Origin of the sequence: Janibacter cremeus, assembly GCF_029395675.1 — a bacterium.
GTDB lineage: Bacteria > Actinomycetota > Actinomycetes > Actinomycetales > Dermatophilaceae > Janibacter > Janibacter cremeus_A.
Genome location: NZ_CP115184.1, coordinates 1410528 through 1434444 on the forward strand (window position 1 = coordinate 1410528; position 23917 = coordinate 1434444).

The following is a 23917-nucleotide window of genomic DNA, read 5'->3' on the forward strand; positions in this document are numbered from 1 at the left end:
AGGCGGCATACTGCAGCCACGACGACGAAGGAGGACGCCGGATGGGGCGCCCGACGACCCGGTGGCACATGCCCGCCGAGTGGTACACGCACGAGCAGACGTGGATGGCCTGGCCGAGCCACGGCTACACCCTCGGGGACACCGAGGAGGAGGCGGAGGTGGCACGACGCACCTGGGCGGCCGTCGCCCGCGCGATCGCCACCTTCGAGCCGGTGACGCTCGTCGTCCAGCCGCGGGACATCCACCTGTGCCGCGAGTACCTCCGCAACGACACCGCCCACCCGATCGACATCGTCCTCGCCGACCTCGACGACGCGTGGATGCGCGACATCGGCCCGACCTTCGTCCTCGACCCCGAGGGCGGGCTCGGCGGCGTCGACTGGATCTTCAACGGGTGGGGCGCGCAGTCCTGGGCCAGCTGGGAGCACGACGCCCGGATCGCCGGGCACGTGGCCGACGCCGCGGGAGCCCACCACCTCCCTTCGTCCATCGTCAACGAGGGCGGCGGGCTGCACGTCGACGGCGAGGGGACGGTCCTGCTCACCGAGACCGTCCAGCTCGACCCCGGCCGCAACCCCGGTGCGACGCGGGCGGACATCGAGGCGGAGGTCGGCCCGCTCCTGGGGGTCGATACCTTCATCTGGCTCCCGCGCGGGCTGACGCGCGACTACGACGAGTTCGGTACCCGCGGGCACGTCGACATCGTCGCGACCTTCACCGCGCCGGGGCGCGTCCTGCTGCACTGGCAGGAGGACGAGTCGCACCCCGACCACGCGGTCTGCCGCGAGGTCGAGCAGGTGCTGCTCGCCGCGACCGACTCGGCCGGTCGTTCGCTCGAGGTCACCCGCGTCCCCGCGCCCCGGACGCTGACCGACGACGAGGGCCCCGTCGACTGGTCCTACGTGAACCACCTCGTGTGCAACGGCGGCGTCGTGGCGTGCGTCTTCGACGACCCGAACGACGAGCGCGCGCTGCAGGTCCTGCGCGAGGTCTACCCCGGACGCGAGGTCGTGGGCGTCGACGCCCGCCCCCTCTTCGACCGTGGTGGGGGCATCCACTGCATCACCCAGCAGGAGCCGTTGTCCGCGTGAGCCTCCCTGCCCTCCTGCGCACCCGAGCCGACCTCCTCGCCTATGTGCCCGCTGCCGTGACGACGACCGCGGCGGCGATGGCCGGACGCGACCGCATCCACTTGGCGAGCAAGCTGGCCCTCGCCCCGACGCTCGCGACCGGTGTCGCGGCGAGCCGGTCGGCCCGCTCCCGCGGACGCACCACCACACTGCTCGTCGCACTCACCGGGTCGCTCGTCGGCGACTGGTTCATGTACCGCTCCGGCCGGACCGAGGGGGCGGCGTCCCGGCAGCACATGCGACTGGGCGCGAGCGCCTTCGCCGTGCAGCAGCTCGGCCTGATCCGCACCCTGCTGCGTGACGGCGCCCGCCCGCGGCCGGTCCCGACCGCGGCCGCGGCCGGCGTCATGGCGGTCCTCGCGGCGCTCGACTCCGACGGCGGCCCGCCCGACCCGGTCCTGGGTGGGTACGGCGTGCTCCTCGGGGCCATGTCGGCGCTGGCCATGGGCGAAGGGGGCTCCCCGCGGGCTCGTCGCGGGGTCGCCCTGGGCGGGGCCCTCTTCCTGCTCTCCGACGCGGCGATCATCATCGGGCAGCAGTACGCGACGACACCCGCGCGGCGGGCCGTCGCAGACGGTGTCGTCCTGTCGACGTACACGACGGCGCTGGGCCTGCTCGTGCACGGTCTCCGGGACGAGACCCGTCAGGGTGTCGCGACGTAGGGCTCACGCAGGCCCTCCCGCACGACCCCCTTGAGGCGCTCTGCCCGCGCGGGGTTCCAGTCCGTCGGCCGCATGAGGACCGCCCACGCGTCCACGTGCTCCCCCGAGAAGTTGTGCCCGTGCCCGGGCCCGGGCTCCATGCTCAGGGCCATGTCGGCAGTGAGCTGCCAGAACGTGACGAAGGGGATCCACCGGGTCGCCCCGAGGACGTCCCGACCGCGCGGCTCCTCGAGCCAGTCGGGGCGCTGGAGGATCAGGTCGGGACTCCACCACGTGATCGGGTCCGAGGCGTGCTGAAGGTACAGCACCCGGGATCGGCCCCATGGGCTCACGACCGGCCGGGCCGCATCCGCGGGTGAGGTCGTGAAGCGCACGATGCTCCCGCGGCCGTACACGGGCTCCACCTCCGGGGAGCGGGCGTCGCGTCGGTCGACGAAGCGGCGGTAGAGCGGGTTGAAGTTCGGCGGCCCCACGAAGAGCGCTCCGCTCGTGCGGTTGGCCAGGTCGTACTCCCCGCTGAACGCGGTCTCCCCACCGAACGACCCGAGGCTCTCGCCGAAGACGAAGAGACGCGGGCGCTCGTCCGCGGGGAGCGCCGACCACGTCTCGTAGACCGCATCGAACAGGGCGCGCCCTGCGTCGCGCGCCCGCTCCTGGTCGACCAGGAAGGAGACGGGCGAGGGCAGGTAGGAGTACTGCATGGACACGATGGCCGAGTCCCCGTCGCTGAGGTACTCGAACGAGCTCGCCGCACTGGGCTCGACCCAGCCGGTGCCCGTCGTGGTGGCGACGAGGAGGTTGGCCCGCTCGAATCCACCGGCCCGCTCGAGGTCCCGTACGGCCAGTGCCGCGCGGGTCATCTCGTCCTCGGCGCCGGCGAGCCCGCTGTAGGCGCGGATCGGGTTCACCGCCGGCTCGCCGTTGACGGCTGCGATGCCTTCTGCGTTCGGGCCACGAGCGACGAAGGTGCGCCCCTCGAGTCCGAGCTCCTCCCACTCGACCACCGACCCCGGCCCCCCGGAGCGACCGGTGCTGGTCGGTCTGGTCACCCCGGCAGCGGTCGTGGTGTCCCGTACCGAGAAGGCGGAGTCGGCCGCGCCGATGACCACCCGGCTGACCACGCCGTTGACCGTGAGCAACACCATCGCCACCACGAGCACGACGCCCGTCGCCCGGGCCGCGCGGGCCCCCATGTGGGCGGCAAGGCGGCGGGAGAGCCGTCGGGTGCCTGACGCGAGGAGCCGACCGGCGCCGATGAGCAGGACGTAGACCACGGCAGCGACCGGCGGGATGAGCAGCGCGGCGAAGGTCGACTGCGGATCGAGCCCGACCAGCGCGGCGACCTGGCGCTGCCACCAGAGGCCGAGCAGGATGCTTCCGAGCAGTCCCACGACGGCCACGACGCCGAAGGCGCGCCATGCTCCGGGCCGCGGCCTGCGCGGTGGGCGGTCCGCGAACTCACGCCAGACGCGGGCACCGAGGACGCCGAGCCCGTACCCGATCGCCGCACTGATGGCCGCAAGGATCGCTTGGAAGATCGCGGGGCGGGGGATCAACGACGGCGTGAAGGAGAGGGCCGCCAGTACCAGCGCCGTCCAGCTGCCGGGCAGCGAGTACCCCCGCGCGCGCGACCACGCCACCAGGCCGCCCCACCACGGGCCGCGGCCCGCCGTCTCGTCCACAGGTCAAGGGTTTCCCGCGACACCCGTCGGGGTATTCCCGAGATGGCCCCACAACACGACGAGTGGCGCCCGGCTGGGCCCGCCCGGTGGTCCCCCTTCGCCACCTCGCGCAGCGGGTCATCGAGCTCAAGCCGCTGCCCGACCTGGCGGAGTCCCTCGAGATCGCCCGCACGGAGCAGGTCGGCTACACCACCGAGCAGCCGGGCTCGACGCCCGCGACGCTCGGGTCGGGCGAGTCGGGCGAGTCGGGCGAGTCGGCATGACGGCGCGGATCGCTCCCGGGGCCTGAAGGACCTCGGCCCGCTGCGGTGGGGCTTCGCCCGGGCGGCGGGCAGGGTCACCGGGACGGAGCCACCCGCCGTCTTCACCACCCTCGGCCGCACGAAGGGCCTGTTCACCGGGTGGCTGCACTTCGCGGGCCGGCTGATGCCCTTCGGCGGCTCCCTGGCGCGTCGGGAGTCGGAGCTGGTCATCCTCACCGTCGCGACGGAGCGGCGGTGCGAGTACGAGCGGGAGCACCACCGCCTGCTCGGCCGGCGCGCCGGGCTGACCCCCGCGGAGATCGAGGGGATCCTCGCCGACGAGACCGTCGCGTCGCTGAGCCCGCGCGAGCAGGTGCTGCGCGAGAGCGCGCGGGTCCTCGTGCGGACCAAGGACCTCGACGACGTGCAGTGGGCGGCGTTGCGGCGGATGACGACCGAGCGGGAGGCGATCGAGCTGCTCCTGCTCGTCGGCCACTACGACGTGCTCGCGACGACGCTGACGACCCTGCGGCTGGAGCCCGACAAGCACCGCTGACCGCTCGTCGACAGATACTTGCGCATGTAATTTACGTACGTAAGTATATGTCCATGAGCTCCCTCGCCCACGACCTCCACGTCCTCGTCCGCGCGCTGGACCGGTCCGCGGAGACGCGGCTGGCCCCCTTCGGCATCAGCTACGCGCGGTACCTGGCCATGGTCCTCGTGGCCGACCACGACGGGCTCACCCAACGCGACCTGGCGACCGCACTCGGCCAGAGCGAGCCCACCGCCAGCCGCACCGTCTCGACGCTCGTCGACGCCGGCTGGCTCGCGGCCGAGCGCACCCCCGGGGCCGGCAACCGTCGCGTCCTCACCCTCACCGATCCCGGACGTGAGCTGCTCCGGCGCGCGAGCGCCGCGCTCGGGTCCGCCTTCGACGAGGTCGTCCGAAGCGTCGGGCACGACCCCGCGGCCCTGGCCACGGACATCCGGCGCATGACCGCGATCATCGAGGACCCGCCATGACACCACTGCTCGTCAGCCACCTGCTCGCCGCGCTCATCGCCCTGCCGTTGGGCGGGTACCAGCTCTTCCGCCCGACGAAGGGGGATCCCCGCCACGTCCTCCTCGGTCACCTCTGGGTCGCACTCATGGTGTGGGTCGCCATCAGCTCCTTCTGGCTGCGCGACCTCAACCACGGCGAGTTCTCGCTGCTGCACATCCTCTCCGTGGTCACCCTCGTCTCCGTCGCCCTCGGTGTCCTCGCGGCCCGACGGGGCAACATCCCGGCACACAAGGGCAGCATGCGCGGCAGCTGGCTGGGCCTGTGCGGCGCCTTCGTCGGGGCGGTCGCCGTCCCGGACCGCACGATCCCGACCTTCGTCGTCACCCGACCCGTCGACGCAGTCATCGCCTCCGTCCTGCTCGTCGCGACCACGGTGCTGCTCATCCGCATCGGCGACCTGCTGACCCGCCGAGCCCCGCTCGATGTCGGCGAGCCCCGCGCAGCGCGCAGCGGTGCCCGCGGACACTGAACGGTGCCCAACGGACACTGAGCGGGGGTCGGCGCTGTCGGGGGCAGATGGCACGCTGGTCCCGACATGACCGACGACGTCCTCGAGCGCTTCTCCCCCGCCACGGCCGCGTGGTTCCGGGGCAACTTCGACGCGCCCACCGCGGCACAGGAGGGCGCCTGGCGTGCGGTCAGTGCCGGCGCCCACGCGCTCGTCGTCGCCCCGACCGGCTCCGGCAAGACCCTCTCGGCCTTCCTGTGGGCGCTGGACCGGCTCGCGTCGCAGCCGCGCCCGCAGGAGCCGCAGGAGCGTTGCCGCGTCCTCTACGTCTCCCCGCTCAAGGCGCTCGCGGTCGACGTCGAGCGCAACCTGCGCTCACCGCTCATCGGCATCGGCCACGCCGCCGACCGCCTCGGGCTGGAGGCGCCCGAGGTCAGCGTCTCGGTGCGCTCGGGTGACACCCCGGCGAGCGAGCGCCGGGCCTTTGCCAAGGCGCCCAGCGACGTCCTGATCACGACTCCCGAGTCCCTCTTCCTCATGCTCACGTCCGGGGTGCGCGACGCCCTGCGCGGCGTCGAGACCGTCATCGTCGACGAGATCCACGCCCTGGCCGGGACCAAGCGCGGCGCGCACCTTGCCCTCTCGCTCGAGCGGCTCGACGCCCGGCTGGCCCGCCCCGCCCAGCGGATCGGGCTGTCGGCGACGGTCCGACCGGTCGACGAGGTCGGCCGATTCCTCACCGGTGGTCGTCCCGTCGAGGTCGTGCAGCCGGCCTCGCACAAGCAGTGGCAGCTCGACGTCGTCGTCCCCGTCGCCGACCTCACCGAGCTCGGTGAGCCCACCGGGGACCTCAGCGGCGCCGCCGCAGGCGAGCCGCAGCGCGCCTCGATCTGGCCGCACGTCGAGGAGCGGGTCGTCGACCTCGTCAGCGAGCACCGCACGACGCTCGTCTTCGTCAACTCCCGTCGCATCGCCGAGCGCCTCACCGGACGGCTGAACGAGATCTGGCACGAGCGCACGGCTCCGGGCGAGGACGCCCCTGCGCCCGCCCACACGCCGGCGGAGGTGATGGCCCAGGCCGGGACCGGCGCCGGCGCGCCCCCCGTCCTCGCCCGCGCGCACCACGGCTCGGTCAGCAAGGAGGGACGTGCGGACATCGAGGAGGACCTGAAGTCCGGTCGCCTGCCCTGCGTCGTCGCCACGTCCAGCCTCGAGCTCGGCATCGACATGGGCGCGATCGACCTCGTCATCCAGATCGAGTCACCCCCCTCGGTCGCCTCCGGCCTGCAGCGCGTCGGCCGCGCCGGGCACCAGGTCGGCGCCGTCAGCCACGGCGTCGTCGTGCCGAAGTTCCGCGGCGACCTCGTCCAGTCCGCCGTCGTCGTCGAGCGCATGCGCGAGGGCGCCATCGAGTCCCTCCACGTCCCGGCCAACCCGCTCGACGTCCTCGCCCAGCAGGTCGTGGCGATGTGCGCCCTCGACGACTGGCAGGTCGAGGAGGTGGGCGAGCTGGTGCGGCGGGCGGCCCCCTTCGCCTCCCTGCCGCAGACCCTGCTGCACGCGACCCTCGACATGCTCGCCGGACGCTACCCGTCGGAGGACTTCGCCGAGCTGCGCCCGCGGATCACCTGGGACCGGGTCGCCGGCACCCTCGTCGGCCGGCGCGGCGCACAGCGGCTGGCGGTGACCAGCGGCGGGACGATCCCCGACCGCGGCCTGTACGGCGTCTTCCTCGCCGGCGGCGACGGCCCGGGCCGTCGGGTGGGTGAGCTCGACGAGGAGATGGTGTACGAGTCCCGCGTCGGCGACGTCTTCACCCTCGGCACGAGCAGCTGGCGGATCGAGGACATCACCCACGACCAGGTCCTCGTCACCCCCGCCCCGGGCCAGCCGGGCAAGCTGCCGTTCTGGCACGGCGACCAGATCGGGCGTCCGGCCGAGCTGGGCACCGCCGTGGGCGCCTTCGTCCGCGAGCTCTCCGGCCTGGACGCGAAGGGGGCGACCGCCCGCCTCACCGACGCCGGCCTGGACCCGTGGGCCGCGGACAACCTCCTGCAGTACCTCGGCGAGCAGCGCGCGGCGACCGGCCACCTGCCCGACGACCGCACGATCGTCGTCGAGCGCTTCCGCGACGAGATCGGCGACTGGCGGGTGGCGATCCACTCCCCCTTCGGCGCGCAGGTGCACGCACCGTGGGCGCTGGCGATCTCCGCGAGGATGCGGGAGCGGTTCGGCGTCGACGTGCAGGCGATGCACGGTGACGACGGGATCGTGCTGCGGCTGCCGGACATCGAGATGGGTGACGTGCGGGACGACGTCAGCGTCAGCAGCAGCGAGCTGCTCGACCTGATCACCCTCGACCCGGACGACGTCGACGCCCTCGTCACCGACGAGGTCGGGGGGTCGGCCCTCTTCGCGGCGCGGTTCCGCGAGTGCGCCGCCCGCGCCCTCCTGCTCCCCCGCCGACGACCCGACAAGCGGCAGCCGCTGTGGCAGCAGCGCCAGCGGGCCGCCTCCCTGCTCCAGGTCGCCAGCGGGCACTCCGACTTCCCGATCGTGCTCGAAGCGGTCCGTGAGTGCGTCCAGGACGTCTTCGACGTGCCCTCGCTGACCGAGCTGATGACCGCCGTCGCGCGCCGCCGGGTCACGCTCGTCGACGTCGAGAGCCCGCGCCCCTCCCCCTTCGCCGCGTCGTTGATGTTCGGCTACGTCGCGCAGTTCCTCTACGAGGGCGACTCACCACTGGCCGAGCGTCGCGCGGCCGCTCTCACGCTCGACCCGACGCTGCTGGCCGACCTGCTCGGGCGCGGTGAGCAGCTCTCCCTGGCCGACCTGCTCGACCCGGCGGCCGTGGAGCGCACCGCCGCCGAGCTGCAGCACCTCGTGCCCGCGCGTGCCGCGCGGGACGCCGACGACCTCGCGGACCTCCTGCGGGTCCTCGGGCCGCTGGACGTCGCCGGTCTCGTGCGACGCAGCGTCCCCGAGCTCGACGAGGCCGGCGTGCGAGGGGCACTGGACCGGCTCGAGACGGCCCGGCAGGTCATCCGGGTCCCGGTGGCCGGCCGGGAGACGTGGGCGAGCACCGATGACGCCGCGCGCCTGCGCGACGCCCTCGGTGCCTCCCTTCCCCCGGGACTGCCGGCGACCGCCCTCGAGCCGGTCACCGACCCGCTCGGCGACCTCGTCACCCGCTATGCCCGCACACACGTCCCCTTCGCCGCCACCGACCTCGCCGAGCACTACGGCATCGGGCGGGCCGTGGCCGTGGACGCACTGCGTCGCCTCGTCCAGACGGGCCGGCTCGCCGAGGGCGACCTGCTGCCGGTGGAGTGCGGAGGTCGTGGTGGCGAGTTCTGCGATGCCGAAGTGCTGCGGACCCTGCGCCGGCGCTCCCTGGCCGCGCTGCGCCACGAGGTGGAGCCGGTCGAGCCGCGTCAGTACGCGCGCTTCCTGCCGGCCTGGCAGGGCGTGGGCCGGCGGATGCGCGGGCGCGACGGCGTGCTGCGCGCCGTCGAGCAGCTGAGCGGCGTCCAGCTGCCGGCCAGTGCCCTCGAGACGCTCGTGCTGCCCGCGCGCATCGACGAGCCGGTCGCGCCGCTGCTGGACGACCTCATGGCCAGCGGCCTCGTGCTGTGGGCCGGGCACGGACGACTGCCCGGTGACGACGCCTGGGTCAGCCTCCACCTGGCCGATGGCGCGCCGGCCACCCTGCCCGTCCCCGCCACCGACGACCTGACCGAGCTGGAGCGGGCCGTGCACGCGGCGCTCGCGGGCGGCGGCGCGTACTTCTTCCGGGACGTGGCCGATGCGGTTGCGCAAGCGCGCATCGACCACGAGGGGGAGGGTCGGCCGGAGCCGGCGAGCGATGACGAGCTCGCCGACGCGCTGTGGTCGCTCGCCCACCGCGGTCTGGTCACCGGCGACACCCTGGCGCCGGTCCGCGGGCTGCTCGCCGGCGGTCGCTCGGCGCACCGGACCCCCCGCCGTGCGACGAGCCGCAGCCGTTACGGGGGCCGTCCCCGGCTGGGTCGGACCGCCGTGCCGCAACGCACCGGACCACCGCGCGTGGCGGGCCGCTGGTCGCTGCTGCCGCCCGCGGAGTCGGACCCGACGATCCGGGTGCACGCCGCCGCCGAGGGGTTGCTCGACCGGCACGGCGTCGTCACCCGGGGAGCCGTCGTCGCCGAGGAGGTCACCGGTGGCTTCGCGGCGATCCACCGTGTCCTCGGGGCCGCGGAGGAGGCCGGTCAGGTGCGCCGCGGGTACTTCGTCGAGGGACTGGGCGCCTCCCAGTTCGCCGTCCCGGGCGCGGTGGACGAGGTCCGCTCGGCGCGTGCCGGTGAGGAGGCGGTCGTGCTCGCCGCCACGGATCCCGCGAGCCCGTGGGGGGCCGCCCTGCGGTGGCCGGAGCGCGCCGCGGACCGGTCCGGGCACCAGCCCGGCCGCAAGGCCGGCGCCCTCGTCGTCGCGGTCGACGGGGAGCTCGTCCTCTACGTCGAGCGCGGTGGCCGCACGCTGTTGACCTGGGGCGAGGATCCAGAGGTCCTGCGCACCGCAGCGCGAGGGCTCGCCGACGCCGTGCGCCGTGGCGCCCTCGGGCGACTCACCGTGCAGAAGGCCGACGGTGCTCCCGTGCTCGGCTCCACCGACCCGCTCGCGCTCGCGCTGACCGACGCCGGCTTCACCATGACCCCCCGCGGGCTGCGCCTGCGGCCGACCGGGAGTCGCTGAGCGTGCCCGAGGGTGACACCGTCCGGCGCGCGGCCGACCGCCTGGGGCAGGCCCTGACCGGGCGGCGCCTGACCCTCGTCGACATCCGGTGGGGCACCGTGGGCGAGGACCCGATCCGCGACGCCCTGGTCGAGGAGATCGTCCCCCGCGGCAAGCACCTGCTGCACCGCTTCGACACCGGGTGGACCCTGCACACGCACCTGCGGATGGAGGGATCCTGGCGGATCGAAGGGGGTGGCTCACCGGCGGCGGCGCGTGCCCTGCGTCGTCGCGACCTGCGGGTCGCCCTCGGGACCGCGGAGTGGACGACCCTGGGCCTGCGCCTCGGGGAGGTCGACCTCGTTCGCCGTCGGGACGAGCACCGTCTCGTCGGCCATCTCGGCCCCGACGTACTCGGTGCGGACTGGGACGCGGCGACCGCGGTGGCGCGCCTGGCCGGCGCGCCGGGCACGACCGTGGCCGCGGCACTGCTGGACCAGCGCAACCTCGCGGGGGTCGGGACGTTCTGGGCGAGCGAGGCCCTCTTCCTCCAGCGCCTGGACCCGTGGCGCCCCGTGGCCGAGCTGCGGGAGGAGGATCTCGCCGCGCTGGTGGAGCGGGTGCACGCCCTGATGGTGCGTAGCCACGTGCTGGGGGTGCAGTCCTCGACCGGGCAGCGTCGCGCCGACCGACGGGGCTTCGTCCACGGTCGTGCCCGTCACCCCTGCCGCCGGTGCGGCACGACGATCCAGGTGGCGCCACTGGACGTGGGGACGAACGAGCGCGTCTTCTTCTCCTGCCCGGTGTGCCAGGGCGGGTAGCCGGTCAGGCCGCGGGGACGACCGTCTCGTCGCGGTTGGCCACGGGCAGCGCGACCGGGGCACTCGCGCGCTCGGCGCGATCGGCCCGGTGGGCGATCTCGGTGAAGACGACCGACATCGGCAGGTCGAGCGCCTGGCAGATGGAGGCGACGAGCTCCGAGCTCGCTTCCTTCTCACCGCGCTCGATCTCGCTGAGATAGCCGAGGGAGACCGATGCCCGGGCGGAGATGTCCCGCAGGGTGCTCCCCCGGGCGCGCCGCGCACTGCGGAGCACGTCACCGAGCTCTTCTCTCAGCAGCACCATCGGTCCACCTCCTCATGTCCTTCGTCACGCTCCACCGTACATCGGCGCCCCGTCAGCCGGACAGGGTGACCTCGTGGCCGAGGTCGAGCGCGGCCTCCACGGCTGCGCCGCGCACCCGCGCCCGGTCTCCGGTCAACGCCAGCAGGCGTGCCGTCACTCCCGTCGGGGTCGCGCACGCCAGCCAGACGGTCCCGGCCGGGTGCCCCTCGCTCGGTCCGGGGCCCGCGACACCGGTCGTCGCGATCGCGACGTCCACACCGAGCACGCGGCACGCCCCGAGGGCCATCTGCGAGGCGACCTCCCGATGGACCGTGCCGACGCGATCCACCAGGTCCGCCTCGACCCCCAGCACCTCGATCTTCAGGCCCGGGTCGTAGGCGACCACGGAGCCGTGGAAGACCCGCGAGGCGCCCGGCACCGCGACGAGCGTCGCCGCCAGCAGGCCCCCGGTCAGTGACTCGGCGGTGCCGAGCGACCAGCCCCGGGCCGCCAGGGACTCGAGGAGACCGCCGGCCCCGGGGGGCGGGTCAGCGCCCACCGGCCGCCTTGCGGTCGCGCTTCATCCGCGCCCGGTCGCTCGTCGTGCGCAGCTTCAGTGCCTTGACGACGTAGTCGACTCCGGTCGCGATCGTCACGAGCAGCGCGGCGAGGAGGACGCCCCCGGCCAGGAGCCGGAAGAGGTCCTCCAGCGGGAAGGTGTGCAGCGGCATGACGAAGAGGCCGATCGCCAGGGCCTGCAGGAAGGTCTTGATCTTGCCGCCGCGGCTGGCCGGCATGACCCCGTGACGGATGACCCAGAAGCGCACTGCGGTGATCCCCAGCTCCCGGGCGAGGATGATGACGGTGACCCACCACGGGATCTCGTCGATCATCGCCAGGGTGATGAAGCCGGCGCCCGTGAGCGCCTTGTCGGCGATCGGGTCGGCGACCTTGCCGAAGGTGGTGACGAGCCCCTTGGCGCGGGCCAGGTCACCGTCGATCCGGTCGGTGATGATCGCGACGGCGAAGACGCCCCAGGCCCACCACCGTGAGGCCGTGTCGTCACCACCGTGGCGCAGGACCAGCCACACGAAGACGGGCACGAGCAGGATGCGCAGGACCGTCAGGGCGTTGGGGAGGTTCCACGGGCTCGGCTCGGCGGCCGTGGTCCCCGCCTCGGTCGACGGCGTCCGGTCGTTGGTCACGCCGCCACCTCCGCCACGAGGTCGATCCCCTCGGTGCCGACGACCGTGGCCGTGACGATCGTGCCCGGGAGGAGGCCCTCGAGCGACCCGGTGAGCAGGGTCGCCCCGTCGATGTCCGGACCCTGGTGGTCCGCACGCCCGGAGACCTCACCGGTGTCCGCGTCGACCTCCTCGACGAGCACCGTCACCGTCTCCCCGATGCGCTCCTCCGCCCGCTGGGCGGTCAGCTCCTCGACGAGACGCGTGACCCGGTCGACGCGCTCGGCGATGACGTCGGGCTCGACCTTGCCGGTCAGGCCCTCGCCCTCGGTCCCGTCCTCGTCGGAGTAGCCGAAGACGCCGACGACGTCGAGGCGCGCCTGGACGAGGAAGCGCTCGAGCTCGGCCACGTCCTCCTCGGTCTCACCGGGGAAGCCGACGATGACGTTGGACCGGATCCCGGCCTCCGGCTGGCGCTCGCGCACCGAGCGGATCAGCCCGAGGAAGGAGTCCGTGTCCCCGAACCGGCGCATCCGGCGCAGCAACGGGCCGGAGGCGTGCTGGAAGGAGATGTCGTACCAGGGCACGACGCCCGGGATGCTGGCCATCGCCCGCAGCAGACCGGGACGGATCTCGGCGGGCTGCAGGTAGGACACGCGGACCCGGTCGACGCCGTCGATCGCGACGAGCTCGGGAAGCAGCTGCTCGAGCAGGTCGAGGTCGCCGAGGTCCTTGCCGTAGGACGTGGAGTTCTCGCTGACGAGGAAGAGCTCGCGCACCCCCTGGGAGGCCAGCCACCGCGCCTCGCCCACGACGTCGTTCGGTCGGCGGGAGACGAAGGCCCCGCGGAAGGTCGGGATGGCGCAGAAGGAGCAGCGGCGGTCGCAACCCGAGGCGATCTTCAGCGGCGCCCACGGTCGGTCGTCGAGACGTGCCCGGGGCAGGTCGCTCGCGCCGTGCCCGGGCATGGCCACGTCCTGGGCCGCGGCCTCACGCTCGACCGGTGAGATCGGCAGCAGGGTCCGGCGGTCGCCGGGCGTGTGCGCCTCGGGGGCGTGCCCGTCCAGGACCGCGCGCAGGTGGGTGGACATGTCGGCGTAGGAGTCGAAGCCGAGGACCGCGTCCGCCTCCGGCAGCTCGTCGGCGAGCTCCTTGCCGTAGCGCTCGGCCAGGCACCCGACGGCCACGACCTTCTGGGTGCGGCCGTGCTCACGCAGGTCGTTCGCCTCGAGGATCGCGTCGATCGAGTCCTTCTTGGCCTGCTCGATGAAGCCGCAGGTGTTGACCACGGCCACGTCGGCCGCCGCAGCATCCTCGACGAGGGTCCAGCCTCCGGCGGAGAGTCGGCCGGCGAGCTCCTCGGAGTCGACGTCGTTACGGGTGCACCCCAGGGTGACGAGGGCAACGCTTCGGGGCACGGACATGCCCCCTACTCTAGGCGGCCCGGGCCCGTGCTCCGTCCCGAACCCGCCGTCAGGAGCGCGAACGCATCACCGTCAGGGCCACCAGGCGGGAGATGACCATGGCCACGTAGAGCACGCCGGTGAGCTGCTCGATCATCGTCGCGGCGCGCGCATGGGGCTTGACCGGGATGACGTCGGACAGGCCGACGCTCGTGAGGTTCGCCCCGGAGAAGTACAGCAGCTCCAGGAAGGAGCGTCGGCCGCCGCTGCCTCCCCCGGCGAAGGAGTCCGGGACGAGGGTCTGGACAGCCACATAGAGGTAGGCGAAGGCGAAGAGGAGCACGGTGAACGCGGCCGCGACCGCGAAGAACTCGTCCTTGGTCACCCAGGTGTCGGCGAAGACGTACGCGATGAGTCCGTAGGCGATGTAGAAGTAGAAGACCGACAGGAGCAGGTGCGCGGAGAAGGTCACCGGGACGTTCTCGACGTCCATCACCGACCACACCTCGAGCAGGAAGGCGGGGAACCCGATGAGCAGGGCCAGCCACGTCAGGGCCGGTGTGGACCGGACCGTCCAGATACCGAAGGTCACGGCGATCAGCGAGATGCCGGCGATGGCCGCCCGGCCCCACGACTCGGACTCCACCCACGGCAGGAGGACGATGGCGAGGAGCTGGATGGCGACGAGGATCGCGGACGGTTGCTTCCGCACGACGGCCGCCCAGTAGTTGATCCCCGTCGGACGACTGTCGAGCTCGTACCAGGCCTTCGTCATGCGCCCAACTGTAGGTCGCCCGCAGGGCTCCGGACTCCCGGACGCGCTCACCGCCCCCTCCTGCTCGGGGCCGGGTCATCGACCCCGTGTGGTCACCGATGGTGGTCGGTGAGTGACCAGGCGTCCTCGTCGTCGTCCTCGGTCCACTCCTGCGCGGGCGGGTCCGTCCCGATCGGGTCGTCCGCGTAGCGGTCGCTGCGGGCGGGCACGGCCGCGGTGTCGACCATCTCGCCCTGCTCGACCTCGTCGGCGGAGTCCTGGTCGAAGGCCTCCTCGCCCGCCCCGCCCTCGGGCTCCGGCGGGTCCTCGCCCTTCATCAGGGCCAACGTGGTCGACAGCTCCTCCGGGGTGATGAGCACGTCGCGGGCCTTCGACCCCTCGGAGGGGCCGACGACGCCGCGGGACTCGAGGAGGTCCATCAGGCGACCGGCCTTGGCGAAGCCGACCCGCAGCTTGCGCTGGAGCATCGACGTCGAGCCGAACTGGGTGTTGACGACCAGCTCGGTCGCCTGCAGCAGGACGTCGAGGTCGTCGCCGATGTCCTCGTCGATCTGCTTCTTCGGTGCCTCCGGGGGGGCCACGTCCTCGCGGTAGGTCGGCTTGAGCTGACCGGTGACGTGCTGGACGACGTCGTCGATCTCGGACTCGGTCACCCACGCGCCCTGGACGCGCATCGGCTTCGACTTGCCCATCGGCAGGAAGAGCGCGTCACCCTGGCCGAGGAGCTTCTCCGCGCCCGGTTGGTCGAGCACGACCCGGGAGTCGGACAGCGACGAGGTCGCGAAGGCCATCCGAGAGGGGACGTTGGCCTTGATCAGGCCGGTCACGACGTCGACGGAGGGACGCTGCGTCGCCAGCACGAGGTGGATGCCCGCCGCCCGCGCCAGCTGGGTGATGCGCACGATCGAGTCCTCGACGTCGCGCGGGGCGACCATCATCAGGTCCGCGAGCTCGTCGACGATGACCAGGAGGTAGGGGTAGGGCTGCAGGACGCGCTCGCTGCCGGGGATCGCCTCGACCTTGCCGGCCTTGACCGCCTTGTTGAAGTCGTCGACGTGCTTGTAGCCGTAGGTGGCGAGGTCGTCGTAGCGCATGTCCATCTCGCGCACGACCCACTGGAGGGCCTCGGCGGCCTTCTTGGCGTTCGTGATGATCGGGGTGATCAGGTGCGGGATGCCCTCGTAGGCGGTCAGCTCCACGCGCTTCGGGTCGACGAGCACCATCCGCACCTCGTCGGGGGTGGCCCGCATGAGCACCGAGGTGATCATCGAGTTGATGAAGGAGGACTTACCGGAGCCGGTCGCACCGGCGACGAGGATGTGCGGCATCTTCGCGAGGTTGGCGATGACGTAGCCACCCTCGACGTCCTTGCCGACGCCCATGACCATCGGGTGCTCGTTGTTGCGCGCGACGTCGGAGCGCAGCACGTCCCCGAGGCAGACCATCTCCTTGTCGGCGTTCGGGATCTCGATCCCGATCGCCGACTTGCCGGGGATCGGGCTGAGGATGCGCACATCGGCGGAGGCGACCGCGTACGCGATGTTCTTCGACAGGGCGGTGACGCGCTCGACCTTGACACCGGGGCCGAGCTCGACGACGTACCGGGTGACGGTCGGTCCGCGGTGGAAGCCGGTGACCTGCGCGTCGATGTTGAACTCGTCGAGCGTGCTCGTCAGGGCCTCGACGACCTGGTCGTTGGCCGCCGAGCGCTCCTTGTGCGGCGGGCCGGGCTTGAGGAAGGTGCTCTCCGGGAGCGTGTAGGTGACGTCACCGGCCAGGGCGAGCTGCTCCACCCGCTGGGGCAGCGGGGTGGTGGGCGGTGCCTCGAGCACGGTCTTGTTCTCGACCTTGGCGGGCGCCACGACGGGGTTCGCGGTCGGGCGCTTCTCCCCCGGGCGGGGCCCATCGGCCGGCGGCGGCTCGACCGGGTCCGTCGGCGCGGGGGCGGCGGAGGCCGCAGCCCCCTTCTTCTTGCGGCCCTTGCCGTCGACGGGCTGCACCACGGCGGCCTGGTCGTAGGCGGTGTCCCCGTCACGCTGGCCGGAGAGTGCGTCGTCCTCCGCCGAGCGACGGCGGCGGCGCGCCCGGTTGACCGCGGTCCCGGGCGCGTCGGTCGCGGCCCGCTGATCGCCCACGTGCGCCGGCACCTCCCCGGTGAAGGCGGCACGGATGTAGGCCAGCCGCTGCGGGACCTCGTGCAGCGGGGTCCCCGTGAGCAGCAGGAGGCTGAACAGGCCGAGCAGGGCCAGCAGGATGATCGCGGGCCACTCGGTCACCGCCGTCACGAGCGGGTCGGAGGCGAGAAAACCGACGATGCCGCCCGCGTCGCGCATGGGGTCCGCGCCCTCCGGGGGCTGCGGGATGTCCTTGGCGATGTGGGTCAGTCCGGAGGCGGCGAAGAGGGCCATGACGGTGCCGAAGCCGAGGCGGGCATCCGCCGCCTCGTTGCTCGGGGTGCGCAGCAGGCGCACGCCGAGGACCAGCAGGACGATGGGCAACGCGTAGGCGACCCGGCCGAAGGTGCCCGCGGCGACCGCGTGCACGATGTCGCCGAAGCCGCCGGTCAGGCCCCACCACTCGCGGACGGCGACGACGAGGGCGAGCGCGAGGAAGAGGAAGCCGAGCCCGTCACGACGGTGCTCCGGCTCGATCTGGCTGGCCCCGTGGCCCATCCGGCGCACGCTCGATCCGGTGGCGCTCGCGACGCCCATCCAGGTGCGCTGGACGGCGGCGAGCGGCAGCGGGAGCCCACCCCCGGAGGCGCCCTTCTTCCGCGCCGCCGGGGTCTTGCCCTTGGCGGCCGGCTTCCGCCCCGAGGGCCGCGTGCTTCCGCGGGGTCGCGAGGCGGCGCTCTTGCGAGCGGTGGTCGACGGGCGAGTGGCCATGATCGCAGGGTAGGGGAAAGACACGTCCGGCACACGCGTCACACGCGCACCAGGGCGGTAGCCTCCCCCGGTGGACTCCCGCCTGGTGCTCGTCGCCGTCGTGACGGGCGCACTCGGGATCGGCGCCCTGCTCCGACTGCGCACCGGGCGCTACCGCCGTCCCGACGAGACCGGCCCCCTTCCCCGCCATCTGTGGGTGGCGCCGGTCGCCCCCTTCGCCGGGGTGCTCGTGGCGGGGGCTCTCGCCGACCACCCGTGGCCGGTCCTCCTGCCCTACCTCGTCCTCGTGCCCGCCGGGCTCGCCCTCGCTGCGATCGACGCGGACGTGCACCGCCTGCCCAATGCGATCACGCTGCCGTTGGTGCCGGTCGAGCTCGCCCTGCTCGCCGTGGCGAGCGCCGCGACCGGCGACTGGACCTCCCTTCGCCGGGCGGGTCTGGCGGCACTCGTCGTCGGTGGTGGCTTCCTGCTGCTGGCCCTCGTGCTCCACGGACGCTCGATCGGGATGGGCGACGCCAAGCTCGTCGTCTCGCTCGCAGCAGCCCTCGGCTGGCTCTCCTGGGGTCACGTCCTCCTCGGGCTGTGGCTCGGCTTCGTCCTCGGTGGGGTGGTCGCGCTGGGGCTGTTGCTCGCCCGCAGGGCAGGACGGGGCACTCACCTGGCCTTCGGCCCGTACCTCGTGGCCGGCACGCTGCTCGCCCTCCTCCTCCTCGGCTGACGTCCCACGATCCGAGACGGGTGGCACCCGACCGCACACGCCGGGGAGTGCGTCCGCTACCGTCTCGACCCAAGGTCACGAGTACCAGCGACAAGCCCCGGCTAGCTGGTCGGCAACCCTCCTTCCGCGGTGGGGTGCTCCGGGTGACGACCTGGCCGGCGGCGCGGTGTCGCCCGGCAAGCGCGGACTCACGGTCGACGCCTGGGTCCATGACCCGATGGAGTCCTTCCATGACCGTCTCTGACCTGCGTCCCACCACCACGGCCCTGCCCTCGCTCGTGTCGGCCGGACTGACCTACCGCGACTGCGACGGCACCACCGTCGAGTACGCCCACCTCGACCACGGTGCGACCACCCCCGCCCTCGTCGCCGTCACGGAGGCGGTCACGGCCGCCTCCGTCACCTACTCCTCCGTCCACCGCGGCGCGGGCTTCGCCTCCCGGGTGACCAGCTCCCGCTACGAGGCGGCCCGAGAGGCGGTCGCCGCCTTCGTCGGGGCACGCGAGGACGACCAGGTCGTCTTCACCCGCAACACGACCGACTCCTTCAACCTCCTCGCCCGGGCACTGCCGGCGGGCACGACGGTCTTCGTCTTCGCCTCCGAGCACCACGCCGCGCTGCTGCCCTGGGCCGACGCGGTGCGCCTGCCCATCCCGCACAGCCACGCCGAAGCCGTCACGCTGCTCGACGAGGCGCTGCGCACCCACCCGGGCGAGCACCGGCTCGTCGTCGCGACCGGCGCCTCCAACGTCACGGGCGAGCACTGGCCGATCGAGCGGCTCGCCGACCTGGCGCACGCGCACGGGGCCCGCTTCGCGCTCGACGCCGCCCAGGTCGTCCCGCACCGCCGGGTCGACATCGCGGCCCTGGGCATCGACTGGGTCGCCTTCTCCGGACACAAGGTCTACGCGCCCTTCGGCGCCGGAGCACTCGTGGGCCGTCGGGACTGGCTCGACGCCGCCGACCCCTACCTCGCCGGGGGCGGGGCCACCACCCGCGTCGGTGACGGGGCCGTCGAGTGGACCACCGGTCCGGCCCGGCACGAGGCAGGCAGCCCCAACGTCCTCGGTGCGGTCGCGCTCGCCACCGCCTGCGAGGTCATCGGCGAGCACGAGGAGGCGATCATCGCCCACGAGCACGCCCTGCGCACCCGGCTGCTCAGCGGCCTCGCCACCATCGACGGCGTGCACGTGCACACCCTCTTCGGCAGTCGCACCGGCGCGCCCGTCGCGACGATCACGGTCGACGGGCACGACAGCAGCGAGGTCGCCCGCGTCCTGGGCGACGAGCACGGGATCGGCGTGCGCGACGGGAGGTTCTGCGCGCACCCGCTCGTCGACCACCTGCTCGCCGACCGGCCGCAATCCACGGCCGTGCGGATCAGTGCCGGGCTCGGGACGACCAGCGAGCACGTGGACCGGCTGCTCGCCGCCCTTCGCTCGCTCTGATCCGACGGTGGGGGTCGACCCCGCTCAGGCCTCGACGACCACCGGGATGATCATCGGGCGGCGACGGATCTTGCCGCCGACCCAGCCGCCGACCGCGCGACGGACGACCTGCTGCAGCTGGTGCGGGTCGGTCGTGCCCTTGCGGGTGGCCTCGTCGAGGGCGGCGATGATCTTCGGCCGCACCTGGGTGAAGATCTCCTCGTCCTCGGCGAAGCCACGGGCGGTGATCTCCGGGCCCGCGACGACCTTGCCGGTCGAGGCGTCGACGACGACCATGACCGAGATGAAGCCCTCGTCGCGCAGGATGCGGCGGTCCTTGAGCAGCTCCTCCGTCGCGGCACCGACGCTCGAGCCGTCGACGTAGATGTAGCCGCAGGGCACCGCCCCGACGATGCGCGCCCGGCCGTCGACGAGGTCGACGACGACCCCGTCCTCGGCCAGGACGACGTGGTCCGCGTCCACCCCCGTGGCGATGGCCAGCTCGGCGTTGGCCACGAGGTGGCGCCACTCGCCGTGGACCGGCATCACGTTGCGCGGCTTGACGATGTTGTAGCAGTAGAGCAGCTCACCGGCGCTGGCGTGCCCGGAGACGTGCACCTTGGCATTGCCCTTGTGCACGACGTCGGCGCCCAGGCGCATCAGGCCGTTGATGATCCGGTAGACGGCGTTCTCGTTGCCGGGGATCAGGCTCGAGGCGAGCAGGACGGTGTCGCCGTCGCCCACGTCGATGCGGTGGTCCCGGTTGGCCATGCGCGACAGGGCCGCCATCGGCTCGCCCTGGCTGCCGGTGCACACGAGGACGACCTCGTCGTCGGGCAGCTGGTCGAGCTTCTTGACGTCGACGAGCACGTTGTCGGGCACGTGGAGGTAACCCAGGTCGGCCGCGATGCCCATGTTGCGCACCATCGAGCGACCGACCATCGCCACCTTGCGCCCGGAGCGCTCGGCCGCGTCGAGCACCTGCTGGACGCGGTGCACGTGGCTGGAGAAGCACGCGACGATGACGCGTCGCCGCGCCTTGCGGAAGACGTCGTCGATCGACCCGGCGATGTCACGCTCGGGCGTGGTGAAGCCCGGGACCTCGGCATTGGTGGAGTCGGTGAGGAAGAGGTCGACCCCCTCCTCCCCCGCCCGGGCGAAGGCGCGCAGGTCGGTCAGGCGCCGGTCGAGCGGCAGCTGGTCCATCTTGAAGTCACCCGTGTGCAGCAGGGTGCCGCCGGGGGTGCGCACGAAGACGGCCAGCGCGTCGGGGATGGAGTGGTTGACGGCGATGAACTCGCAGTCGAAGACGCCGAGCTTCTCGCGGTTGCCCTCCCTGACCCCGAGCGTGTACGGCTTGATCCGGTGCTCCTTCAGCTTCGCCTCGATGAGCGCGAGGGTGAGCGTGGAGCCGACGAGCGGGATGTCCGGCTTGAGCTTGAGCAGGTACGGGACGGCGCCGATGTGGTCCTCGTGACCGTGCGTGAGGACGATGGCCTGGATGTCGTCGAGACGGTCGGCGATCGCTTCGAAGTCCGGCAGGATCAGGTCGACGCCGGGCTGGTGGTCCTCGGGGAAGAGGACACCGCAGTCGACGACCAGCAGCTGCCCGTCGTGCTCGATGACGGTCATGTTGCGACCGACCTCACCGAGGCCGCCGAGGGCGGTGACGCGCAGTGCGCCCTTCGCCAGCGACGCCGGCAGCGGGAGGTCGGGGTGGGGGTGACTCATGCAGTGGCTCCGATTCCGGATGCGTCGAGCCCGGCGCGCAGGATCCCGAGGTGCTCCTCGGGGCCCTCCACGTAGGGCAGGCGGACAGTTGCGTTGTCGATGACCCCGAGCTCGACGAGGGCGGCCTTGGCCATGATGGCGCCCTGCGAGGTGCCCATGAGCGCGTTGACCACGGGGATGAGGCGGTGGTGGACGGCGCGGGCCGTCGTCAGGTCGCCCGCGTCGACGGCGTCGACCATCTCGCGGTAGTGGCGCCCGGCCACGTGGCCGACGACGGAGACGACGCCGTGGGCGCCCTGGGCGAGGAGGGCGAGGTTCATCTCGTCGGCACCGGAGTACCAGAGCAGGTCGGTCGCGGCCATGACCTGGGAGGCGGCCCACAGGTCCCCCTTCGCGTCCTTGACCGCAAGGATGCGCGGGTGCTGGGCCAACGCGATCAGCGTCTCCGGGGCGAAGGGGGTGGCCGTGCGCCCCGGGATGTCGTACAGCATGATCGGCAGCACCGCGGCGTCGGCGATCGCGCGGGTGTGGGCGAGCAGACCGGGTTGGGTCGGCTTGTTGTAGTAGGGCGAGACGACGAGCAGGCCGTCGGCGCCGGCCTCGGTCGCCTCGGCGGCCATCTGGATGGCGTGGGCGGTGTTGTTGGACCCGACGCCGGCGGTGACCCTGAGCCGGTCACCCGCGGCGGCCTTGACCTCGCGGACCGTCGTGATGCTCTCGCCGGCGGTCAGCGTCGGGGACTCCCCCGTCGTGCCGTTGACCACGACGCCGTCGTGCCCGGTCTCGACAAGATGCTCGACGAGGGCGGCGATGCCCTTCGTGTCCAGGGCACCATCAGGAGTCATGGGGGTGACCATCGCGGTGATCACCCGGCCGAACGGGGAAGTCGTCATGCGCTCAGGGTAACCGTCGGTGCTGCCGTCTATCGTGGCGCCATGCGCCAGTACCTCGACCTGCTTGCCCACGTCCGCGACCACGGTGTCGCGAAGGATGACAGGACCGGCACGGGCACTCGGAGCGTCTTCGGGTACCAGATGCGTTTCGACCTCGCCGAGGGTTTTCCGGTGCTCACGACCAAGAAGCTGCACCTGCGCTCCATCATCGGCGAGCTGCTGTGGTTCCTGCGCGGCGAGACCAATGTGCGGTGGCTGCAGGAGCGCGGCATCTCCATCTGGGACGAGTGGGCGGACGAGGACGGCGACCTCGGACCGGTCTACGGGCACCAGTGGCGCTCCTGGCCGACCCCGGACGGCGGCAGCATCGACCAGATCGCGCAGCTGGTCGAGGGCCTGCGCACCAACCCGGACAGCCGGCGGCACATCGTCTCTGCGTGGAACGTCGCGGAGGTCGGCGAGATGGCACTGCCGCCGTGCCACACGATGTTCCAGTTCTACGTCACGCCGGCCGTCGACGGCGCCCGACCGCGGCTGTCCTGCCAGCTCTACCAGCGCAGCGCCGACATCTTCCTCGGCGTGCCCTTCAACATCGCCTCCTACGCACTGCTGACGATGATGGTCGCCGCGCAGGTGGACATGGAGCCGGGCGAGTTCGTGCACACCCTCGGCGACGCGCACCTCTACCTCAACCACCTCGAGCAGGCCGACCTGCAGCTGACCCGCGAGCCCGGGCCGCTGCCGACCATGGAGATCGCCGAGCGCGACTCGATCGACGCCTACGAGATCGAGGACTTCACGCTCGTCGGCTACCACGCCGCCCCGACGATCAAGGCACCGATCGCCGTATGAGCCTGCCCCGCCCCCTTCCCCCGTCGCTGCGCGGTCGCATCGCCCTGACCGCTGCCGCCTACGCCGTGATCACCCGTGCGGGCGAGCGCGGCCGGGAGGTCCTGCTGCAGCTGCGCCGCGGCACCGGCTACATGGACGGGTGGTGGGCCTGCGGCGCCGCCGGTCACCTCGAGGACGCCGAGTCCCCGAGTGAGGCGCTGGCGCAGGAGGCGCAGGAGGAGCTGGGCATCACGATCGAGGCCGCCGAGCCGTTGACGACGGTCCAGCGCTCCAACCCCCTGGGGCCGCTCGAGCAGCGCGCCGATTTCTTCTTCCACGTCACGCGGTGGTCGGGCGAGCCGACCCTGCTCGAGCCGGACAAGGCCGCCGAGCTGCGCTGGTTCCCGCTGGACGCCCTGCCCGAGCAGGTCGTGCCGCACGAGCGCCTGGTCCTGGAGGCGCTGCGGGAGGGGCACGTCCCTCCCTTCGTCGAGCGGGGCCACGACCAGCGGCTGACCCTCGTCGCGGCCCGCGGCTCCAACGGCGCCATCGGGGTCCACGGGGGCATGCCGTGGCACCTGCCGGAGGACCTGGCCCACTTCAAGGCCGTGACGATGGGCGGGGTGATGATCATGGGCCGGCGCACCTGGGACTCCATCGGTCGTGCGCTGCCGGGGCGCACGACGATCGTGGTCACCTCCGACCGCGAGTGGTCCGCTCCGGGCGCACTCGTCGTCCACGACCTGCACGAGGCGATCTCGGTGGCCGGCCCCGGGGAGGTCTTCGTCGCCGGTGGCGGCGAGATCTACCGGCAGACGATCGCCCTGGCCTCCCGCCTGGAGCTGACCGAGGTGGACGCCGCACCCGAGGCCGAGGTCTTCTTCCCCCCGGTCGACCCGGGCACGTGGCGCGAGGTCGCCCGCACTCCGCGGGAGGGTTTCGCCTTCGTCACCTACGAGCGGCAACCGCAGACGTTCACCGAATCAGATATAAACCAATATGGTTCATATCTGACCAAATGAAGCT

21 protein-coding genes and 1 riboswitch are annotated in these 23917 nt (G+C 72.8%); of the genes, 12 read left to right on the forward strand and 9 right to left on the reverse strand.

The genetic code is table 11. The features are described from left to right. Positions 1–41 precede the first annotated feature (41 nt). A complete protein-coding gene (locus tag O9K63_RS06535) occupies positions 42–1091 on the forward strand; it encodes an agmatine deiminase family protein (RefSeq protein ID WP_277241647.1) in 1050 nt (349 codons plus the stop codon). After that, the gene (locus tag O9K63_RS06540) at positions 1088–1792 is read left to right on the forward strand and encodes a lysoplasmalogenase family protein (protein ID WP_277241649.1); all 705 of its coding nucleotides are present in this window, start codon (positions 1088–1090) and stop codon (positions 1790–1792) included. Before O9K63_RS06535 ends, O9K63_RS06540 begins: the two co-directional genes overlap by 4 nt. On the opposite strand, the gene O9K63_RS06545 is transcribed toward O9K63_RS06540, so the two are convergent. After that, entirely contained in the window at positions 1774–3474 is a 1701-nt protein-coding gene (locus O9K63_RS06545) for an alpha/beta hydrolase (RefSeq protein ID WP_277241651.1), read from the reverse strand. The two genes, O9K63_RS06540 and O9K63_RS06545, sit on opposite strands and share 19 nt — an antisense overlap. Before the next feature lie 62 nt (positions 3475–3536). Here O9K63_RS06545 and O9K63_RS06550 point away from each other — a divergent pair, with 62 nt between their 5' ends. From O9K63_RS06550 to O9K63_RS06575, 6 genes are all read left to right on the forward strand, one after another. Continuing rightward, complete coding sequence (locus O9K63_RS06550; protein ID WP_277241653.1) at positions 3537–3737, forward strand: hypothetical protein; 201 nt, start codon at positions 3537–3539, stop codon at positions 3735–3737. A 163-nt stretch (positions 3738–3900) separates the two neighbouring features. Beyond that, positions 3901–4272 (forward strand): carboxymuconolactone decarboxylase family protein, encoded by a 372-nt coding sequence (locus O9K63_RS06555; protein WP_277241655.1) that lies wholly within the window; start codon positions 3901–3903, stop codon positions 4270–4272. Positions 4273–4325: 53 nt separating this feature from the next. Further along, on the forward strand, positions 4326–4742 hold the full coding sequence (locus tag O9K63_RS06560; RefSeq protein WP_277241657.1) for a MarR family winged helix-turn-helix transcriptional regulator: 417 nt from the start codon (positions 4326–4328) through the stop codon (positions 4740–4742). Next, a complete protein-coding gene (locus O9K63_RS06565) occupies positions 4739–5251 on the forward strand; it encodes a DUF2306 domain-containing protein (RefSeq protein WP_277241659.1) in 513 nt (170 codons plus the stop codon). Before O9K63_RS06560 ends, O9K63_RS06565 begins: the two co-directional genes overlap by 4 nt. 66 nt (positions 5252–5317) lie before the next feature. Continuing rightward, on the forward strand, positions 5318–9961 hold the full coding sequence (locus tag O9K63_RS06570) for an ATP-dependent helicase (protein WP_277241661.1): 4644 nt from the start codon (positions 5318–5320) through the stop codon (positions 9959–9961). Between the two features lie 2 nt (positions 9962–9963). After that, on the forward strand, positions 9964–10761 hold the full coding sequence (locus O9K63_RS06575) for a DNA-formamidopyrimidine glycosylase family protein (RefSeq protein ID WP_277241663.1): 798 nt from the start codon (positions 9964–9966) through the stop codon (positions 10759–10761). Positions 10762–10765: 4 nt separating this feature from the next. Here O9K63_RS06575 and O9K63_RS06580 read toward each other — a convergent pair whose 3' ends face one another. The 6 genes from O9K63_RS06580 to O9K63_RS06605 all read right to left on the reverse strand — a co-directional run bounded on the left by O9K63_RS06580 (position 10766) and on the right by O9K63_RS06605 (position 17291). Further along, entirely contained in the window at positions 10766–11065 is a 300-nt protein-coding gene (locus O9K63_RS06580) for a helix-turn-helix domain-containing protein (RefSeq protein WP_277241665.1), read from the reverse strand. A gap of 52 nt (positions 11066–11117) precedes the next feature. Next, entirely contained in the window at positions 11118–11603 is a 486-nt protein-coding gene (locus O9K63_RS06585) for a CinA family protein (RefSeq protein WP_277241667.1), read from the reverse strand. After that, positions 11593–12249 carry a CDP-diacylglycerol--glycerol-3-phosphate 3-phosphatidyltransferase gene (gene pgsA, locus O9K63_RS06590; protein ID WP_277241669.1) on the reverse strand — a complete coding sequence of 219 codons (657 nt, stop codon included), beginning with the start codon at positions 12247–12249 and terminating at the stop codon, positions 11593–11595. Before pgsA ends, O9K63_RS06585 begins: the two co-directional genes overlap by 11 nt. Continuing rightward, positions 12246–13652 carry a 30S ribosomal protein S12 methylthiotransferase RimO gene (gene rimO, locus O9K63_RS06595; RefSeq protein ID WP_277241671.1) on the reverse strand — a complete coding sequence of 469 codons (1407 nt, stop codon included), beginning with the start codon at positions 13650–13652 and terminating at the stop codon, positions 12246–12248. Before rimO ends, pgsA begins: the two co-directional genes overlap by 4 nt. A gap of 49 nt (positions 13653–13701) precedes the next feature. Continuing rightward, positions 13702–14406, reverse strand: a complete 705-nt coding sequence (locus O9K63_RS06600) for an ion channel (protein WP_277241672.1) — start codon at positions 14404–14406, stop codon at positions 13702–13704. 92 nt (positions 14407–14498) lie between these two features. Beyond that, complete coding sequence (locus O9K63_RS06605; protein ID WP_277241675.1) at positions 14499–17291, reverse strand: DNA translocase FtsK; 2793 nt, start codon at positions 17289–17291, stop codon at positions 14499–14501. Positions 17292–17361: 70 nt separating this feature from the next. Between O9K63_RS06605 and O9K63_RS06610 the strand changes: the two genes are divergently transcribed. Together O9K63_RS06610 and O9K63_RS06615 are read left to right on the forward strand one after the other, a co-directional pair. Beyond that, on the forward strand, positions 17362–18009 hold the full coding sequence (locus O9K63_RS06610) for a prepilin peptidase (RefSeq protein WP_277241677.1): 648 nt from the start codon (positions 17362–17364) through the stop codon (positions 18007–18009). Between the two features lie 73 nt (positions 18010–18082). Further along, a riboswitch (SAM riboswitch) is annotated at positions 18083–18198 on the forward strand. 41 nt (positions 18199–18239) lie between these two features. Continuing rightward, positions 18240–19457 (forward strand): aminotransferase class V-fold PLP-dependent enzyme, encoded by a 1218-nt coding sequence (locus O9K63_RS06615; RefSeq protein WP_277241679.1) that lies wholly within the window; start codon positions 18240–18242, stop codon positions 19455–19457. Positions 19458–19481: 24 nt separating this feature from the next. Here O9K63_RS06615 and O9K63_RS06620 read toward each other — a convergent pair whose 3' ends face one another. Both O9K63_RS06620 and dapA read right to left on the reverse strand, forming a co-directional pair. Beyond that, entirely contained in the window at positions 19482–21167 is a 1686-nt protein-coding gene (locus O9K63_RS06620; protein ID WP_277241681.1) for a ribonuclease J, read from the reverse strand. Further along, positions 21164–22060: a 4-hydroxy-tetrahydrodipicolinate synthase gene (gene dapA / locus O9K63_RS06625; RefSeq protein WP_277241683.1), complete on the reverse strand. Its 897-nt coding sequence runs from the start codon at positions 22058–22060 to the stop codon at positions 21164–21166. The genes O9K63_RS06620 and dapA overlap by 4 nt, the downstream gene beginning before the upstream one ends. A gap of 42 nt (positions 22061–22102) precedes the next feature. Here dapA and O9K63_RS06630 point away from each other — a divergent pair, with 42 nt between their 5' ends. Then, a complete protein-coding gene (locus O9K63_RS06630) occupies positions 22103–22912 on the forward strand; it encodes a thymidylate synthase (protein ID WP_277241685.1) in 810 nt (269 codons plus the stop codon). Next, the gene (locus O9K63_RS06635) at positions 22909–23913 is read left to right on the forward strand and encodes a dihydrofolate reductase (RefSeq protein WP_277241687.1); all 1005 of its coding nucleotides are present in this window, start codon (positions 22909–22911) and stop codon (positions 23911–23913) included. Before O9K63_RS06630 ends, O9K63_RS06635 begins: the two co-directional genes overlap by 4 nt. Positions 23914–23917 lie beyond the last annotated feature (4 nt).

What these genes read in the sequence shown, in the direction of transcription:
- O9K63_RS06535 (WP_277241647.1), top strand. Translation starts at nt 42, where the DNA reads ATGGGGCGCCCGACGACCCGGTGGCACATGCCCGCCGAGTGGTACACG.
- O9K63_RS06555 (WP_277241655.1), top strand. Translation starts at nt 3,901, where the DNA reads ATGCCCTTCGGCGGCTCCCTGGCGCGTCGGGAGTCGGAGCTGGTCATC.
- O9K63_RS06560 (WP_277241657.1), top strand. Translation starts at nt 4,326, where the DNA reads ATGAGCTCCCTCGCCCACGACCTCCACGTCCTCGTCCGCGCGCTGGAC.
- O9K63_RS06565 (WP_277241659.1), top strand. Translation starts at nt 4,739, where the DNA reads ATGACACCACTGCTCGTCAGCCACCTGCTCGCCGCGCTCATCGCCCTG.
- O9K63_RS06570 (WP_277241661.1), top strand. Translation starts at nt 5,318, where the DNA reads ATGACCGACGACGTCCTCGAGCGCTTCTCCCCCGCCACGGCCGCGTGG.
- O9K63_RS06580 (WP_277241665.1), bottom strand. Translation starts at nt 11,065, where the DNA reads ATGGTGCTGCTGAGAGAAGAGCTCGGTGACGTGCTCCGCAGTGCGCGG.
- rimO (WP_277241671.1), bottom strand. Translation starts at nt 13,652, where the DNA reads ATGTCCGTGCCCCGAAGCGTTGCCCTCGTCACCCTGGGGTGCACCCGT.
- O9K63_RS06600 (WP_277241672.1), bottom strand. Translation starts at nt 14,406, where the DNA reads ATGACGAAGGCCTGGTACGAGCTCGACAGTCGTCCGACGGGGATCAAC.
- O9K63_RS06605 (WP_277241675.1), bottom strand. Translation starts at nt 17,291, where the DNA reads ATGGCCACTCGCCCGTCGACCACCGCTCGCAAGAGCGCCGCCTCGCGA.
- O9K63_RS06615 (WP_277241679.1), top strand. Translation starts at nt 18,240, where the DNA reads ATGACCGTCTCTGACCTGCGTCCCACCACCACGGCCCTGCCCTCGCTC.
- O9K63_RS06620 (WP_277241681.1), bottom strand. Translation starts at nt 21,167, where the DNA reads ATGAGTCACCCCCACCCCGACCTCCCGCTGCCGGCGTCGCTGGCGAAG.
- dapA (WP_277241683.1), bottom strand. Translation starts at nt 22,060, where the DNA reads ATGACGACTTCCCCGTTCGGCCGGGTGATCACCGCGATGGTCACCCCC.
- O9K63_RS06630 (WP_277241685.1), top strand. Translation starts at nt 22,103, where the DNA reads ATGCGCCAGTACCTCGACCTGCTTGCCCACGTCCGCGACCACGGTGTC.
- O9K63_RS06635 (WP_277241687.1), top strand. Translation starts at nt 22,909, where the DNA reads ATGAGCCTGCCCCGCCCCCTTCCCCCGTCGCTGCGCGGTCGCATCGCC.